The sequence below is a fragment of the Paraburkholderia sp. RL18-101-BIB-B genome (assembly GCF_046026985.1).
Taxonomy (GTDB): Bacteria; Pseudomonadota; Gammaproteobacteria; order Burkholderiales; family Burkholderiaceae; genus Paraburkholderia.
The window spans coordinates 254,189-270,262 of sequence record NZ_JARESV010000007.1 but is presented as its reverse complement, the minus strand read 5'-3'; the positions used below and the strand labels follow the sequence as shown (position 1 = coordinate 270,262).

Sequence of the window (16,074 nt, the reverse complement as noted above, 5' to 3'; positions counted from 1 at the left end):
CATGCACACGCTGCGCCACAGTTTCGCGACGCACCTGCTCGAACAGAAGGTGGACATCCGCGTGATCCAGGTGCTGCTCGGCCATGCGAAGCTCGAGAACACCGCGCTCTACGTCCAGGTGGCCACCGACCTGCTGCACGAGGTCACCAGTCCGCTGGACCGTCTGCCTCCTGCCGGAGAACGAGGCGGATTGCCTCATTCGCCAACATACGGAACCGCGATGCCGGCCTCTCCCTGACCACCGGCGTCTGGCCGGAGCCCCTACCGCGCGAGCGGTTTAGGCAGTATGACTTTCCGTGAGGTGGTGGCTGGCCCGCCGTGAGGAACCAGACGCGGGTTAGCATTGCTGCCAGAGCCGCATGGTGTGCACGAGGGCGACACCCGGCGATTTCCAGCGCGGAGGCCAGCATGGAACACGATAGCACTGTGTACGTCGGTCTGGATGTTCACAAGGAGTCGATCACGACGGCTTACGCCGTCGGGATAGGCGAGGTCGAATTGCTCGGCAAAATCGGCACATCGAAGACAGACATCGATCGCCTTTGCCAACGCATGCAATCCAAGGCGACCCACGTCCGCATCGTCTACGAAGCGGGGCCATGCGGCTATGGCCTTTACCGGCAACTGGTGCAGAAGGGATTCGACTGCATGGTATGTGCCCCGTCGCTGATTCCAAAGAAACCAGGCGAACGGGTCAAGACAGACCGCCGCGACGCGCTCAAACTCGTGCGCTCGTTGCGCGCAGGTGATCTCTCGCCAGTCTACGTGCCTGGCGTCGAAGATGAAGCATTCCGGGACCTGGCCCGCGCGTGGGCCGCCGCCAAAGCGGATCTCAAGCACGCGCGCCAGCGGCTCAAGTCCTTTCTGCTCTCTCATGGTGTTCGTTACACCGGCAGCGCGAACTGGGGGCCGGCACATCGAAGGTGGATCAGCACCTTCGCGTTCCCCAACCACTGGCAACAACTGGCCTTTGACGAGTGCCGACATACCATCGAAGACAGGCTCGCACAATGCGATCGCCTCGAGGCGGCACTACGCGAGGCTGTCGTCAACTGGCGCTTCTATCCAGCCGTACTGGGCCTGCAGGCAATGCGGGGCATCCAGTTCACCACGGCCGTAGGCATGCTCGCCGAACTCGGTGACCTGGCGCGATTCGAGCATCCACGTCAGTTGATGGCCTGGCTCGGGGTGACGCCCTCAGAACACTCGTCAGGAGACCGGCGCCGTCAGGGCAGCATTACAAAAAACGGAAACAGCTATGCAAGAAAGCTGCTTGTGGAGGCTGCGTGGAGTTACAGATACCCCGCTCGGGTGAGCCCGGACATACAACGTCGCCATGAAGGAATCCCCAAACCAATCATTGACCGCGCATGGGATGCTCAACTGCGACTATGCCGGCGATATCGCAAGCTCGCGGCGCGCGGCAAGAATGTGAACACCGGTGTGGTTGCCGTTGCGCGCGAGCTCGCGGGGTTCATCTGGGACATCAGCAGACTGGCGATGTCCCTCGCCATACCGAAAAACGCCAGACCAGGCTGACACCACATCACCCTTAACGAGGACCCGGAGAGTTTCCTGAAGGCGGCGTAGCCCGGCACCCGAGTAACCCGCGATTGGACTATGCAACACATCTCATGCGACTTGCGACTTTAGGTAGCGGCAGGCTCACAGGGCGGACCACAGTAATGCGGTAACCAACCCGCGGATATCAGTGTGACCCACCGTCGAGACGTACTGCTACGTCGCCCTCAGGAAATTCAGATGCATCAAAACCGAAAACCGATCCCGATTGACACGGAAAGTCATATCAGTCCATCGGCCACGAAGCGACCGTCGCTGCCCCCTAACGACCGCTGCGTTAGCATTACCGGCCGTTCGCGATTGGCCGCCTGAACTACTTGCTCGCGCGGCGGGGAGACGAACCAGTTACTGCAGATTTTTCGAAAGCTGGCCGCGCAAGGTATCTGCCATCTTCTGCAAGATATCCGGCAAGAGTACCTGCGCGTCAAGCGGGCCCACCACGGAATAGCCCGATCCCAACTCGCCGTCGATAACTATCACGGCTGCGCAACGCGCTTGCGCCAAGTTACGCACGTAGTTGCACGCGGCGTCGAATTGCCCGGCCGAATCTCCGCCTGGGACGACCGTTGCCTCGAAGTCTGATGTCATTGCGTCCTCGCAATACGTATAAATAATCATAGGGACGAAGCGTCATCCGCAGACGGGTATCTTGCACAATAGAGCGTGGTGCGTGTTGTCGTTCGTGGTCGCGCAGGGAATGGGTGGCCGCTCCAATGCATTGGACGGTTGCCGGCCCAGTTTCAGCCATTCGACGTGACCGTCCAGATCGTCGACACTCGACATGGACGTTTATTTTCGAATTTACTCGCAGAGACGCTAGTGGGCCGGGACATCTCAATTTCAAAGTTTTTCCGCAACTTCGACCCGATAGCTCATTGAGGAGAACCTCAAGCGCTGGCGGTCCCGATGGACGAACGCTTCGGGCCGGTCGAGAAAACGGCTCGAAGGAGGCTCATCGCTACGTGCGCGACCGCACAAGGGTGCGCAAGGCACTCGTGCACCTGTTTGCTGTACGCGCGACCATAAAGACACCACACACAGAAGTGCTCGCAATTATTTGTCAGGAGGCTATAACGATTTTCACCCAACCGTGAGCGAGCACGGTCCACAGCTTCCTTCTCATCATAGGTCGGACGGTGGCTTGGCTCGATCCAGACTTCATGGCCGGCAGCGAAGGATGCCATAGTGGCTTCCTCAACCGGCCCTAGATGGAAAGACCTGGCAAGTCCGGCGTAGTGCACGACGTTGCCGTTGCCCGCATAAATGCCGTGGTGGCTGTAACCGCCGCGCGGCGATATCAAATGGGCGCCGAGCGCCGGCTCCTCGCGAAGACCCACGTTCAGCCAGTTTGGCATGGCACCATTACCGCGAATTTGAATGGTGACTTGTTCCATGATTAAACTCCGGGAATCGTCTGGCAGTATAATGAAATCTGGTAGAGGGACGCAATGTATCAGGCATTAAAAGGAGGCACAGTGGCAAGGTATGTGCCTCAAAATATAGGTACGTTTGTACTACGTTGCTTCAATCGGAGGAGATTGTGTAGCGAAGGATTTCGCAGACATCGACGTTTCTCTTATAGACAATTTGCCTATCACGCATGACGGTTTTAAAATTGAACAAGCAATGGCGAGGAAAGCCGTCATAGGCATCGATTAAAATATTGTAACCAGAAGGCAATGTTTGAGTATCCAGCAGATCCGGGCCCATTGGATCGCCTACGTGTGTTGCGTAAAATTCGACAATCGCCTGGTCGGTTTCGTTAACCAGAAGGAATTGATGATTGCTAATGGCGTGTGCAGACGCCGCGGCACCTGCCACAGATAATGCAGCAAGAATTTTTGCAATGTTGGTTGCGATATTCATGATTGGCTCCGAGTCCGGGTTGGGTATCGATTTGTCGACGGGTTATCGGCTTATCGATGGCTGTAGTGTTGTCCGTGCCGAAGCACCGCGAAACCCTCGAAAGCGGGGGGAGATCGATATTTCTGGAAGGGTGCGAAATGGGTCCCTACTAAAGGAGGGTATCAATTTGGATCAAAGGCAGTAATATGAGTTATAAAAAGGGACAGCCATGGACAACGGATATTTTAAGACTGTGTTGCTGGTGGAGGATGAAGGGCTTACTCGCAGTGCCATGAAGACTTTGATCCTTGCTAGTGAACCATGTCTCAGCATCGATGAGGCGGACGGCTACGAGCAGGCAGTCTGCAGGCTTGAGTGCGAACCCTATGATTTGGTGTTTCTGGACTACAGGTTGAAAGCTGCCCGCACGGGCCTCGATTTGCTCAAGTGGATAAAGGAACAAGAGCGCGAGGTCCATTGCATCATGCTTTCTGGTCAAGACGATCGCGACACAGTCCTCGAATGCATTAAGGCGGGTGCATGTGGATTTATCTCCAAGGCTAGCGAGGAAGGGGGCGCAGTCTTCCAGGAGGCACTTCGAACGATCTTAAGCGGCCGAATTTATCTACCCAATACGGTTTTAGGTAAGGGGGGGCATAGTCCGCAACCTACTTACAATAGTCGGGGAATACCCGTCGAGACCTTGAATCTGCCTCCTAGGCTAACCGAAACATTGCGTTACGTCTTGCAGGGTTTGCCGAACAAAGCAATCGCTAGAAAAATGAATATTACGGAAAATACAGCGAAGGAGTATTCAAGTGACCTGCTGGCGCGTTTTAATGTGACACGCCGTACATTTTTGATAGTGGAGATGGCACGCCGCGGCATTGAAATTCCCAAGGCGATTGCGCAGACACCTACGTGAGATAATCGCGCGCAGGCAGGTGGGGAGATCCGATTGCCGTTGCTTCTAAAATTCGCTTTCTAAGCAGATCAGGCGTTACAGGTTTCACCAACGCGTACTGATTACATGTGGCCGTCGTGCCGATCGAACTCGCTTCACCAGTTATTACCAAGCATGGAGGCGATTTTCCTAATTTTCGACGTACAGTTTCAGTGACGTCGTGCGCAGTTTTTCCGTCGGGGAGCCGATAATCAGTAATAATTAGGTCCGGGTAGCGCTCAACAGAGTCGAGCAATTCCTCTATGCACGTGATTGATTTGACGGAGTCAACCAGCACTCCCCATTGCGTGAGGAGTGCTTCTGTCGCCGCGCGGACAAGTCCGTCGTCTTCCACCAGCAGCACATATAGTCCAGCCGTTCCGCCCAACTGAGCGGCTGAATCCTCACTCAACGTAGGTTCTGACGCAAGTATTTGAGAGTGGCAGATCGGTATTTCGACGGAAAAACGTGACCCACGTCCTTCCAAAGAATTGAGTTCAATGCGGTGCTCATCCAACATCGAAACCATTGCGTTCACGATTGACAAGCCCAGCCCCAACCCTCGTTCGCGGTCACGTTCGGCATTGTCGATTTGAAAGAAGGGTTTGAAAATGGCGTCCCAATACTGTGGAGCTATCCCGACACCGTTATCTACGACGTCAATTCGCACGCGATTAGCACTGCGCACTATGCCTACAAGGACTGTACTTTGAGAAGCTTTGCGCTGATCCGAGTATTTCAGTCCGTTGGAGATAAGATTGACGACGATTCGATCGAGCCAATGTGGATCACTGCGAACCCAAATGCTGACATTCGATGGGCACCGCAAGCGGAGCGAGATGCCCGAAGCTGCCGCAAGCGGTTTCAACTGCTCGATCGCACCCCGGACCAGAGGAGATAGGTCAAAAACCCGATAGTCGGGGGACACATGACCTGAGCCGAGTCTCGACAGATCGAGAACAGCGTCGAAGAGGTGCCCCATTATGATGGAGGACTTCCTCACTTGTGCGATTAGTTCGCGGGATTGCGCAGCGTCGTCCTTCCGCAATGCTTCCTCGGCAGCTTCCAGAAATAAATTTAGGGCGTGCATGGGTTGTCTCAGGTCATGCGTGGCGGCCGCAAGGAAGTCGGACTTCTCTCGATTAGCTTCATTTGCCGCCTCTCTTTGTTGCTCCTTCAGTGCAATCAATGCGTTCGTTTTGCTGAGCTGTTCTTTTTGGGCGATTTCCAATGCTCTACGTTTTGCGACGAGTTTGGCATTGGCTTCTTTCAGATGGGTATTGGAAAGTGCGAGCGCCTTCTCGGCGGCAAAACGTTCCCTGACGTGGCGTTCAGAGTGAACGTTTACGCCAAGTCCAATCACGGTCAGATTTAAAAGAAAAAAAACACCAAAGAAAAAATTCTGCTCGTCGAAAAAGTGCAGCGTTACTTGTAAGACCAAAATCGTGATAACGACACTCGCCGCCAAAAAAAACGTTGATTTAGCCCTTAGCTGGAGGAGGCCGGACTGGAACGACAGAATGAGAGACAAGCCAACGAGATAGGGGAATTGGTAGGGACCTGGGGCTATGAATAGCATTCCAAGAATGAGCACAGTAATCGCAGCAATTGCTGACAACATAACCCGGCGTGCGGTGTATTCACGGGCAAACGAGCGACGGAAGGAAAGTACGACGGCAGTTCCGATCACAACAATACCGGCGGAACGAAGGAGAATTTCCACCGGAAAGACCCTCCGGAACGCCGGAGATAGGCTCGCGTAGGTGAATTCCACCCATATATAGCCAGTCCAAACGCAGAATCCCAAGATCGCAGCTGCTCGGCGGAAGCCTGCAAAGCGCCGTCCATGATCGTCAAGAAACTCGCGCTCGATCTCGGCATCCTCGAAAGGTCGCGGAAATGACAAGATGTCCACTAAGCTGCTCAATAATTCGCGAGCGGCACTGCCCCAACGCCCTGACTCGGCCGGTTGAATGACAGGAAATCTTCGAGTCTTCATTTCTGTTCAGTTGCCACGTTGAGTAGCGCCACTTCTTACTGTATGCAAAATGAACAACGAGAACGAAGGAAATTTCCCCCCGAACCCGTTGGTCACTTCTGTATCAAAATCGACATGATTGACCATTTATCGCCTTGTTCGGGCGGCTTGGCGGCGCTGGTCCGAATATGACGGGGCCCGGTAAATGTCCGATGTCAAGAAACCTGGCTGACTCCTTCGGGTCGAAGGGCGACCGCTGCACGGCGCGCACAATCGGTCTCCCTTCATTGAAGAGGAGGTTGACATGGAAACGCTTAATTCTCTCAGCGCTCGGCGGGTGCCATGGAACAAGGGGAGGCTGACTGGCCAGAAGCCGCCGTTGAAACTGCGTGAAATCTGGGCGATTCGCACGAGACTTCAGATGTCATCCAACGTTCGCGAGTTGGCGCTGTTCAACTTGGCAATCGGCAGCAAGCTTCGGGCATGCGATCTGACGCGACTGCAGGTGCAGGACATCTGCATGGGAAGCCACGTGGTCTCGCGAGCGACGTTCATGCAGCAGAAAACGCAACGACCGGTGTAGCTCGAAATCATGGAGCAGACTCGGCAGAGTGTCGCCGCCTGGATTTCGGCGCGAGAGCTGAAACCCGCCGACTATTTGTTCCTGAGTCGGCTGCATGCGTCCGCGCACTTGCCGACACGTGAGTACGCTCGCATCGTTCATCGTTGGGTCGCTTCGATTGGACTGGATGACGCGGCGTACGGCACCCACACGATGCGCCGCACGAAGGCATCGTTGATCTATCGGCGCACCAAGAATCTGTGCGCAGTTCAGTTACTCTGAGGCCATACGAAACTTGAAAGTACAGTGCGTTACCTCGGGATTGAGGTAGACGACGCGCTCGAGATGGCTGAGCAAACCGAAGTCTGACAGGCATGGCCAGCCAGCGGGCGCTTGCCGGCCAGGAAGGGTCACTCGTGTTTTGTGCCACTCTGACATTCAGACGGCGGCCCAGTCCGGCGCAGCGGATATTCGATCTCGATGCGAACATGGTTGGCGACGGCTCTTCCCGTACAAAATGCGGGAGCAACGAGCGCGCACCATTACCTAGATGGCGTATCGGATGATGCTCTGGTCTTGAACATTTGTGACCAACTCGTCGGCGCGAGATAAGAAGCGAAGGAGCAATGGATTTGTATTCGCATTGTTGTATCCCAAGGCGAGATCAATCGTCGGGGGCACGCCGTCAAGCGCGCGGGCAACAACATTTGGTGTCAACATATTTTGCGCATACAGCGGGATAAGCGTAACGCCACCCGTGGACGTGACGAGCGACATTGCCGACGGCAGGTTCTCGCCTTCGTACCCGGCCTTGAGCGTGATCCCGACTTTCGATGCGTAATCCTGAATCACGGATTTCAATACTGGAGACGTCCTTGCTGAACTGACGTAAATTTCGCGGGCAAGATCCTGAGGCCGAATCTTTTTGCGTGACGTCAGACGATGGTCCGCCGGCAGCACGGCGATCAGAGGCTCCTTTGCCAAGAACTTGAAGGACAGGCCAACGGTCTCTATCTCCGGGCGAAGAAAGGCAACGTCCAGTTTCCCTCGCATCAGCCCGAGAGCAAGTTCCGGAGAGGACTGACTGCACAGCGTGATTTCGGCCTCCGGTGCCTCTTCACGGAGGATGCGCAGGACATGGGGTAGCCACACAACTTCTTGCCCGGCAAGGAAACCCATCGCCAATACAGGCTTTTCTGGCTGTTCCGCCCGCCGCGCGCCGTCAGTAGCCGCTTCAACCTGCAAGAGCGCCAAGCGCGCGTGATCAAGGAAAATTTTCCCGGCAGCGGTGAGCGCCACGCCACGTGCCTGGCGCTCCAGTAACTTCACACCGACTTCGGATTCCAGATCGCGAATCTGTCGACTCAACGACGGCTGCGATGTGTGCAGTCGCCGCTGAGCGGCCGTCAGTAGGCTGCCTTCCTCCGCGACGGCAATGAAATAGCGTAGATGTCGAAGTTCCATCGGATCTCCGGTATGCCTTCAAAGCATAGGTCGAATCATACAAAGTCTTTGTCGTCGACAGAAGGGACGCCTATTTTTGCAGTAGCTGCCGTCTGTGCCTAACGGAAGCAACCCAGCGAAACCGGTCAATCTACGGAGGAAAAGGCAAATGTCTACAGCTTCCAAACCTAGCATCGTGTTCTGCCATGGCATTTGGGCCGACGGCTCGTGCTTCGGCAAGGTGATTCCCGCATTGCAGGCGGACGGGCATGAGGTAATCGCCGTCCAATATGGCCTTGACTCTTTCGAAGAAGATGTCGCGACGGTGAAGCGCACGCTGAACCGCGTCGGCAGCCCCGTGGTCCTCGTCGGTCATTCGTACGGCGGCGCCACCATCACGGCCGCAGGGGGCGATGACCGCGTGGCGGCACTCGTCTATATTGCGGCGGTCGCCCCGGATGGCGGCGAAACCGTGCAGAACCAGCTCGACAAGTATCCATCGGATATTTTCTCGCGCGTTGAAGTGGCAGACGGGCGAGCCTGGATGCTCCCGAACGGCACTGAGTTCTTCGCTGGCGACCTCTGCTCGGCAGAGCAGAAGCTCGTCTGGGCTACCCATTACGCTCCCGTTTTCGATCTGTTCCATCAACAGAAACTCGGCGCGAATGACATCGCGTGGAGGAAGAAGCCGAGTTGGTATGTTCTAGCGACGCAAGACCACACTGTGCATCCCGACTTGCAACGGTGGGTCTCGAAGCGCATGGGAGCGACCGTCACCGAGGTGGCAAGCAGCCACGTGCCGATGCTGTCGCAGCCGGATGTTGTTATCGACGTAATTCGCAAGGCGGTCGCCGCTGTTCAGAACGGGTGACGATTGCCGATACCGCGGCAAAGCTGCCTGGCTGGACCGAGCGCTCCTGGAGGTCACTGGGCCCTTCCATGTCGGTGGACATTACGTCCATCTGACAGTCAGGCGGCGATGACGGCTTTCGGGCGGAGCGATTTCGGGGACCGCAGTCTGCTAGGCCTCGTGAGCGGACACTCCTGTTTTGCCGATGCAAAGGCTCCTCAGGGTCGGGAGTGTGAATTCGCTGATGCAGGAAGCTGCCGTCTGGCTGCTCGATGCCGCCGCCGTCAGCAATCCGCCACATTGCTGACGTAGAACCCCAGCCCGCCCCAATGTCGGCAATGGCCGATATGCGACCACCTTCGTCGAAATGGTCCTCGGTGGACGTGGGTATGCGTCTTTTGCTTGCGCCTAACGCCGCTTGGAGTAATGGTCGTTCGTGTCCCCGGAAAGACTCACCCTTGGACGCACGCAATCATGCCGTACGAAAAACATCAGGACGGCACGCGAAGAATTGTCAGCCAAGCAAAAAAATTCTCGCGATACCTGCAAGACGGGCAAATATTACAAAACGTAATTTCGGGAGCCGCGGTTTCACATCATGAAATGATGTGAAAAATCTACCCCAAAACCAAACCTGGCCAGTTCACTTTATGAAGTATCAGACGAACACCCCCCACAATCGCCTATGTATTCCGGCTCCTCCAGTTCGATGAAACGGTCGAACACCGCGCGCCCCATATCGTCGATGGCGTAGCCGAAGCCGAAGGCCACCACTTCGAAATGCTCGCGCGCGGCTTCGAGCGTGCGCGAGTGCGTGCGGTAGATCGAATGGGCGCCGCCAAACCATTCGAGCACGACCACCATCAGCGGTTTTTTGCCGCGCGGCTTGCGGCTTTTCGCGCGGGCTAGATTCGCCGCGGGAATATCGGTCAGCCCTAGTTGATCCAGCTTGCGGCGCACCAGCGCGTTGATGTCCCGTTTGATCTCGTGCCGCCGCGGCGTGTCCGCGTAGCTGCAGAACATATAGGCGTTGTGCAGCAAGGCGGTCGGCAGGTCGTCGAGGTCGTCAATTTGCTGCAATTTGCCGGGCAGCCATTCCATCAACGCTTCGCGCTTCATATGCGCGCTCGCCGATCCTTTGAAGACCGGCGCCAGCAAAACGAGGGCAAGGCAGGCGGCGAGCGATTTGTCGTACGCCCACAGCGCGGCGAAGTCGAGTTCCAGTTCGGACTCGGTCGAGTAGAGCGCGCAGAGTTTTTCGACGAAACTGTCGCCGGACAGAAACTGGGCGTTGTCCGCACCGCGCGGATTCAGGTAACGGGTCACATGGTCAGCATTGCCGAACGGCGTGCAGGCGAACACCAGTCCGACCCACTCGTGCAGTGTCAGAATCAATCTGAAACACTCGGGTGGCAACTGGAACGCCGGGTCGGCGAACAGGGTCGACGCCGCGCTCGCGAGGCGTGTGCAGAAGCGCTTGCGTTGCTCGTCAGGCGGCAGGTCGGCGATGCCCGAGGCAAGAAAGCTGCCGTCCAGTTCGCCGCGCTTTTGCTGAAGGAGCGCCAGCGCGGCAATGAACTGGATCGCGGCTTTGACATGCTGCCGCGTATAGACGAGCTGCTCGAAATGATCGAGCGAAAAAGTGGGTTCTTCCATCTGCCGACAATTCCAGGATTTGCATGACTAACTAATTGGAACGGAGTTAGCCGGAATGTGGAATTATCTCAGCCGATACGTACCAAATCTGTCCGTCAGGTGATTTTGCGAAATTTCGGCGTCGAAAGAAGCCGTCCGTTCAGAACGCGTAGTAAGGCCCCGGGCCCGCCGACGTTTCGCGCGAGGCGATCGCCGTATAGACGCGTCGTCCGAAGAAGAACGGCAAGCCCCAGCCGAAGCCGCTGCTGGCCACGCCGGCCAGATTGTTGAAGGCGTTATTCGACGACGCGAACAGCGCGCTCGAATTACCGACCGCAAACGACACCGTGTTCGACGCGCCGTCCGTCCCGGTGATCGCGGCGTTCGCGGCTTGAATCGAAGCCGGGCAGTACCAGAAGCCGCACTGCGGAAACTGGGTGGTGCGGAAGAACAGCCCATTCGAGCCGCTGTCGACATAGCTCTGCGAATAAGTCTGCCCGCCGCTCGTGGTGACGACGTAGCCCGTCTGCGAATTCGCCTTGAGGACGCTGGCGCCGTTCAGCGTGTTGTTGGCCTGGGTGCCGATGCCGAAGATCATCGAACCCGATACGCTGGCCGCGCCGGCATCGGCGATGGCCGGCAGGTCGATCACCACGCCATTGTTGTCGAGCGCAAAGCGGCTGACCGGATTGGTCACCTGCTGCGCCAGCGCTTGCGTGCTGGCGAGGCAGGCGTCGCCGGCATCGCAACGGTAGTACCAGCGCGGCAGCGCGGCGGTGACGCAGCCGCTGCCACAGTCGCCCGCGAACAGGCCCACGCCGAGAATGCCGTTCGAGCGCAGGCCCGCCACCGTCTGCATGGCGCGGCCGGAGCCCGCGCAGTCGGCGGGCACGGTGGGCAGCGCCGGGTCCGCGATCGTCTGGATCGGGATCGACGCGGCCAACTGGCCGGCCATGCGCACGTCCGCGCTGCGCACCGCGCCCCAGGTGTAGCCGCCGCCGAACACCGCGCATTCGCCCGCGATGCCGCTGCCCGACGCGATTGCCGCGAGCGACAGGTCCGCCGGCAGCGCGGACGCGAGAATCCTGAGTCCGTGCGAACCGGTGTCGACCTGGACATTGTCGATCGTCGCGCAATTGCTGGTGCCGGGCTCGCAGACGGTGACGCTCGTCGTCAGCATGTTGCGCGTCAGACCCGGTGCGGCGGTGACGGCGATCGGCTGGACGTTCGGGATATTCGACTGCGGCACGGAGGCGGTCGGGCCGGCACTCGAGGCGCCTACCGACCCACTGGCGGGGCTCGGGATGCTGGCCGGGGCGGCCGAACCTGTCTGCGATGTCGCGGCCGGCGAGCCGCCGCCACCGCCGCCGCATCCCGCGAAGGCGGCGCAGACCAGCAGTAGGGCGTAAATGGAAAGGGTGGATTTCATGGCGTGGTCAGTGCTCGTCGAGGCGTGGTGCCGATGCTGGCGCTAGTGCCGAGTGCTTGCGCACATCACTGAAAATCGTCAGCCGTGACGCCGGGCGGCAGCGCCGCGGGCAGCCATGCGCGGCCCACGTAGCCCCGCATCGGGCCGCCGGATTCCACGATCACGTCCGGCCGCGCCACGCGCGAGACATGCAGATTGCCGTCCGCCGGCGCCGCGTCGGCGCCGGCGCGATACGACGCGGCGTACTTGCCGAGCAGCGCGCGCAAGTCCGGCATGGTTGGGCCTTGCCACGCGTAGGCGATGATCTGGCCGGTGTTCGTCGCGTACTCGTTGATGGTCGTGTTGCCCGCGTCGGTCAGCGTGCGCATGCGCAGCGCCCCGTTCAACATGGCGCGCGGCGCGCTCGCGCTCGCATCCGCCTGGGCCGGCATGGCGCCGCCCAATTCGGCGTGCGCTTCGAGGCTCGTGCACAACGCGGCAACCGCGATCGCTGACGCAGCAAAATTCGGGGTAAGGGTACGCAAGGGCATGACGGTCGGTCCCGTGGCTGGAGCGCTCAAAGGCTCTTGAGTTGTCTATTTCAAGATATCACTCGGGTTTTCAGACCGTTACCTGAAGCGGTATTCAGCAAATTTCGATATATCAAAATCGACGTGGCGAGGGCCCCGGAAAAATGCCGTCGAATCAATGATCTGACGATCATCTAGGGCGCATCTGACAGACCGTTGGGAAATGTGGGGGATTGTTAAATTTGCAGTGCGCCGTTCGTTTCACGCGCGAAAATGAGCCTCTTGCAACTCATGGAAACGTTGACGGAAGGAGTCGCTTCGGTGTCCTTCTCGCGCGTCGATCCCGCGTCCTTTGCGCACGTCTCACGCTGCTCAATTCACGGGCAAACCCGGGTTTTTGCACATGACTCGCCGGGATCGGTAAAATGTTGGGTTGATCCACGGAAACTTGCCGTGGCGTAGCGGAAGGATTCCCCGAACATGACTGATCTTCGTCTTACCAAGCGGTTTGCAGTAATGCTGATGGCAGGCGGTCTGGTCGCCGGCTGCGGCACCTCGTCGCCGACCAAAGTCGACTACAAGAGCGACTCGAAATCGAAGCAAGTGTCACTTGCCGTACCGCCGAATATGATCGATGAGACGGCCGATCAGCGTTCGTTGCCCCCGCAGGGCGGCGAAACCTCGTTGTCCGCGCTCAAAGAGGTTCAGGCGCAAGCCCCGTCGGCCAATTCCGTGGTGGTGGCGCCGGCGGTCAACGGCATGCATATCCAGCGCGACGGCACGGAAAGCTGGCTCGTCATCGACAACAAGGCGCCCGAGCAGGCATGGCCGCAGATCCGCCGCTTCTGGCAGGAACAGGGCTTCCTGCTGGTGGTCGACCAGCGCGACAAGGGCGTGATGGAAACCGACTGGAACGAAACGCACGCGCAGATCAACGAAGGCCTGATCCGCAACACGCTGTCCAAGGCCATGGGCAACAGCTACGTGACCTCGGAGCGCAACAAGTACCGCACGCGCCTGGAAGCGGCGCCGAACGGCGGCACGTACGTGTTCGTCAGCCAGAAGGGCATGCGCGAGGCGCTGACCGGCACGAACAACGATTCGAGCACGTGGGTGCCGAAGCCGAACGATCCGGGCCTCGAACAGGAATATCTGAAGCGGCTGATGGCGGCGCTGGCGTTGGCCGATTCGCGTTCGAAACCGGCTGACGCGCAAAACGCCGACCTGTCGGCCGGCGCGCAAACAGCGCCGAACGCGGCTACGGCGGGCGCCAAGTCGGCGGCGGCGGCCACGGCGGCGCAAAACGTCGCGCTGTCCGCCCAGCAACCCATGCCGGCTGGGGACGCGGCGAACGGCACCGACGCTCAGCTCTCGTCGACGGAACTCACGCTCGGCGAGCCGTACGACCGCGCATGGTTGCGCGTGGGTCTCGCGCTCGACCGCAGCAACTTCACCGTCGACGACCGCGATCTGACCCGCGGCCTGTATTTCGTGCGCTACGTCGATCCGAAGGACATGTCGTCGGCCGAACAGGGCTTCTGGAGCCAGGTTTTCCACGGCAAGAAGGAAAAAGTTGCCAAGCAGTATATGGTGAACGTGCGCGCGGTAACGCCTAACCAGACGCGCGTGGCTGTGGTCGACGACAAGGGCGCCATCGACCAGAGCCCGCAGGCCAAGCAGATCATGAGTTTGATGTCCGACCAGCTGCACTAAGGCTGCAGCAGTTGGAACGCTGTCTGAAAACCCGCCCGGCGATCACGCCGGGCGGGTTTTTTTATGCCTTGGGTTTCACGCAGTGCGTGGCCGACAGAGCGCGGTCAACCCGCGTGCGCGTCTTTTTGCATGGTTCACTGAATACCGGTCGGAACCGGAATTCGACGGGAGATGGCCATGCGTGATTCGTTACTGCGGCCGGCCTGATGGCGGGAAAGAGGAGAGTCGGCGACGCGGGGCAAGCGTCGCGCGACATGAAGCGGGTTTCAGGTATCGGCGCGGCGGGTGCCGATCCACGGCAGACGCTTGATCACGCCGGTGGCGAGCGCGGTGCCGACCAGAATCACGCCGCAACCTTCCAGCATGCCGGGCGAGACGCTTTCGCCGAGGAACAGCGCGCCCCACAGAATGCCGAAGATCGGAATGACGAAGGTCACCGTAATCGCACGCGCCGGTCCGGCCACCGCGATCAGGTGGAAGAACAACATATACGCGACGCCGGTACAGGCGACGCCGAGCGCGATCACCGCGCCCCATGCGTGCAGCGAGATCGGCGCCGCCGGCCAGTAGATGACGGCGAGCGGCAGCAACACGATGGTGGCGCCGGTCATCGTGCCGGTGGCGACGGTCAGCGCGTCGACGCCGGTCAGATGGCGCTTGGTGTAGTTGGCGGCGATGCCGTACAGCAACGTGGCGCCGAGCGCCGCGCCGGCCGCGAGCGCGGTGGTGAGCGGCGTGGCCGGCGTGCCGTTCGGCGCGGCGATCTGATCCCACACCAGCATCAGCACGCCGAGAAAGCCGATCATCAGACCGAGTGTGCGCAGCGCGCTCAACCGGTCGCGCAGCCACAGAAAGCCGACCAGCGCACCCCACAGCGGCGTGCTCGCATTGATCACGGACGTGACGCCGGCTGACAGCGTCAACTCGGCATAGGCGAACAGACAGAAGGGCGCCGCCGAATTCAGAATGCCGACCACCAGCAGCGGGAAGGCCCGGGTGCGCAGGATCGTCGCGGATTGGCCCAGGGGGCGTCGCGCGATCAGCACGATCGCGAGAAACGCCGCGCCGATGCCGACGCGCAGCGCCATCAACGGCGCCACGCCGAAGTCGGTGACGCCGACGCGGATAAACAGGAATGAGGCGCCCCACAGGGCGGCGAGGATCAGCAACTGCAGCAGGTTTTTAGCATTCATCGAGGTGGCGCCGCGCGCGGTTGAGTCGAGACGCCTGCGCATCGTAGCAGCGCAATCATGCGAAACGTTTCAGGCTGGAATGAAACGGCAAGATATGGGAGAGGCAAGGCGTCTGGTAATTGTCCATCGTAAGCGCAGCGGCGCTCTGGGCAAAACGAGCAATTCTCACGCTGATGTGAGAAATATTGCGATCAAGGCGGTGGGATGGGACGAAGCGCTAGGGAAGGATAGGGGCTCGAGCGAAGAAGCGTGAGTTATTTTGCGGCAGCGCATCAGCCGCAAATGGTCAGGATGGTCATCCTCGCATCGTTGAAGCGGCGCGCGCTAGTGAGCGCGCGGCCGCCGGTTAGCGAGAGTGCATCTATCGGGCGGGGTGCGGGAGCCATGCAACCC

The 16,074-nt window shown here is 59.1% G+C and carries 13 protein-coding genes and 2 pseudogenes; 6 read left to right on the top strand and 9 right to left on the bottom strand.

Translation table 11 applies throughout. The annotated features are described in order from the left end of the window. Positions 1–238 (top strand): tyrosine-type recombinase/integrase (locus tag P0D73_RS14400; RefSeq protein WP_408431737.1); only part of this gene is annotated, 238 nt, incomplete at its 5' end. 170 nt (positions 239–408) lie between these two features. Further along, a complete protein-coding gene (locus tag P0D73_RS14395; protein ID WP_408431735.1) occupies positions 409–1,539 on the top strand; it encodes an IS110 family RNA-guided transposase in 1,131 nt (376 codons plus the stop codon). A 387-nt stretch (positions 1,540–1,926) separates the two neighbouring features. On the opposite strand, the gene P0D73_RS14390 is transcribed toward P0D73_RS14395, so the two are convergent. From P0D73_RS14390 to P0D73_RS14380, 3 genes are all read right to left on the bottom strand, one after another. Next, positions 1,927–2,169: a hypothetical protein gene (locus P0D73_RS14390; RefSeq protein ID WP_408431733.1), complete on the bottom strand. Its 243-nt coding sequence runs from the start codon at positions 2,167–2,169 to the stop codon at positions 1,927–1,929. Between the two features lie 299 nt (positions 2,170–2,468). Beyond that, positions 2,469–2,975: a lecithin retinol acyltransferase family protein gene (locus tag P0D73_RS14385; RefSeq protein WP_408431731.1), complete on the bottom strand. Its 507-nt coding sequence runs from the start codon at positions 2,973–2,975 to the stop codon at positions 2,469–2,471. 130 nt (positions 2,976–3,105) lie between these two features. Next, a complete protein-coding gene (locus tag P0D73_RS14380) occupies positions 3,106–3,447 on the bottom strand; it encodes a hypothetical protein (RefSeq protein ID WP_408431729.1) in 342 nt (113 codons plus the stop codon). A gap of 208 nt (positions 3,448–3,655) precedes the next feature. Here P0D73_RS14380 and P0D73_RS14375 point away from each other — a divergent pair, with 208 nt between their 5' ends. Next, complete coding sequence (locus P0D73_RS14375) at positions 3,656–4,351, top strand: response regulator (RefSeq protein WP_408431727.1); 696 nt, start codon at positions 3,656–3,658, stop codon at positions 4,349–4,351. Here P0D73_RS14375 and P0D73_RS14370 read toward each other — a convergent pair. Further along, positions 4,344–6,368: an ATP-binding response regulator gene (locus tag P0D73_RS14370; protein WP_408431725.1), complete on the bottom strand. Its 2,025-nt coding sequence runs from the start codon at positions 6,366–6,368 to the stop codon at positions 4,344–4,346. The genes P0D73_RS14375 and P0D73_RS14370 overlap by 8 nt on opposite strands. Before the next feature lie 283 nt (positions 6,369–6,651). On the opposite strand from P0D73_RS14370, the pseudogene P0D73_RS14365 reads away from it, so the two are divergent. Further along, positions 6,652–7,278, top strand: a pseudogene (locus P0D73_RS14365) (tyrosine-type recombinase/integrase). A 177-nt stretch (positions 7,279–7,455) separates the two neighbouring features. Here P0D73_RS14365 and P0D73_RS14360 read toward each other — a convergent pair. Next, entirely contained in the window at positions 7,456–8,373 is a 918-nt protein-coding gene (locus tag P0D73_RS14360) for a LysR family transcriptional regulator (protein WP_408431723.1), read from the bottom strand. A 148-nt stretch (positions 8,374–8,521) separates the two neighbouring features. Between P0D73_RS14360 and P0D73_RS14355 the strand changes: the two genes are divergently transcribed. Beyond that, positions 8,522–9,223, top strand: a complete 702-nt coding sequence (locus P0D73_RS14355) for an alpha/beta fold hydrolase (RefSeq protein WP_408431721.1) — start codon at positions 8,522–8,524, stop codon at positions 9,221–9,223. A 654-nt stretch (positions 9,224–9,877) separates the two neighbouring features. Here P0D73_RS14355 and P0D73_RS14350 read toward each other — a convergent pair. The 3 genes and pseudogenes from P0D73_RS14350 to P0D73_RS14340 all read right to left on the bottom strand — a co-directional run. Next, positions 9,878–10,858: pseudogene (locus tag P0D73_RS14350) on the bottom strand (glycosyl transferase family 1); the annotation flags it as partial. A 139-nt stretch (positions 10,859–10,997) separates the two neighbouring features. Next, complete coding sequence (locus P0D73_RS14345; protein WP_408431719.1) at positions 10,998–12,266, bottom strand: DUF3443 domain-containing protein; 1,269 nt, start codon at positions 12,264–12,266, stop codon at positions 10,998–11,000. 65 nt (positions 12,267–12,331) lie between these two features. After that, positions 12,332–12,796 (bottom strand): DUF2844 domain-containing protein, encoded by a 465-nt coding sequence (locus tag P0D73_RS14340; RefSeq protein ID WP_408431717.1) that lies wholly within the window; start codon positions 12,794–12,796, stop codon positions 12,332–12,334. 459 nt (positions 12,797–13,255) lie between these two features. On the opposite strand from P0D73_RS14340, the gene bamC reads away from it, so the two are divergent. Further along, positions 13,256–14,488: an NlpB/DapX family lipoprotein gene (gene bamC, locus P0D73_RS14335; protein WP_408180105.1), complete on the top strand. Its 1,233-nt coding sequence runs from the start codon at positions 13,256–13,258 to the stop codon at positions 14,486–14,488. Positions 14,489–14,754: 266 nt separating this feature from the next. Here bamC and P0D73_RS14330 read toward each other — a convergent pair whose 3' ends face one another. Continuing rightward, complete coding sequence (locus P0D73_RS14330) at positions 14,755–15,681, bottom strand: DMT family transporter (RefSeq protein WP_408431715.1); 927 nt, start codon at positions 15,679–15,681, stop codon at positions 14,755–14,757. Between the last annotated feature and the right edge of the window lie 393 nt (positions 15,682–16,074).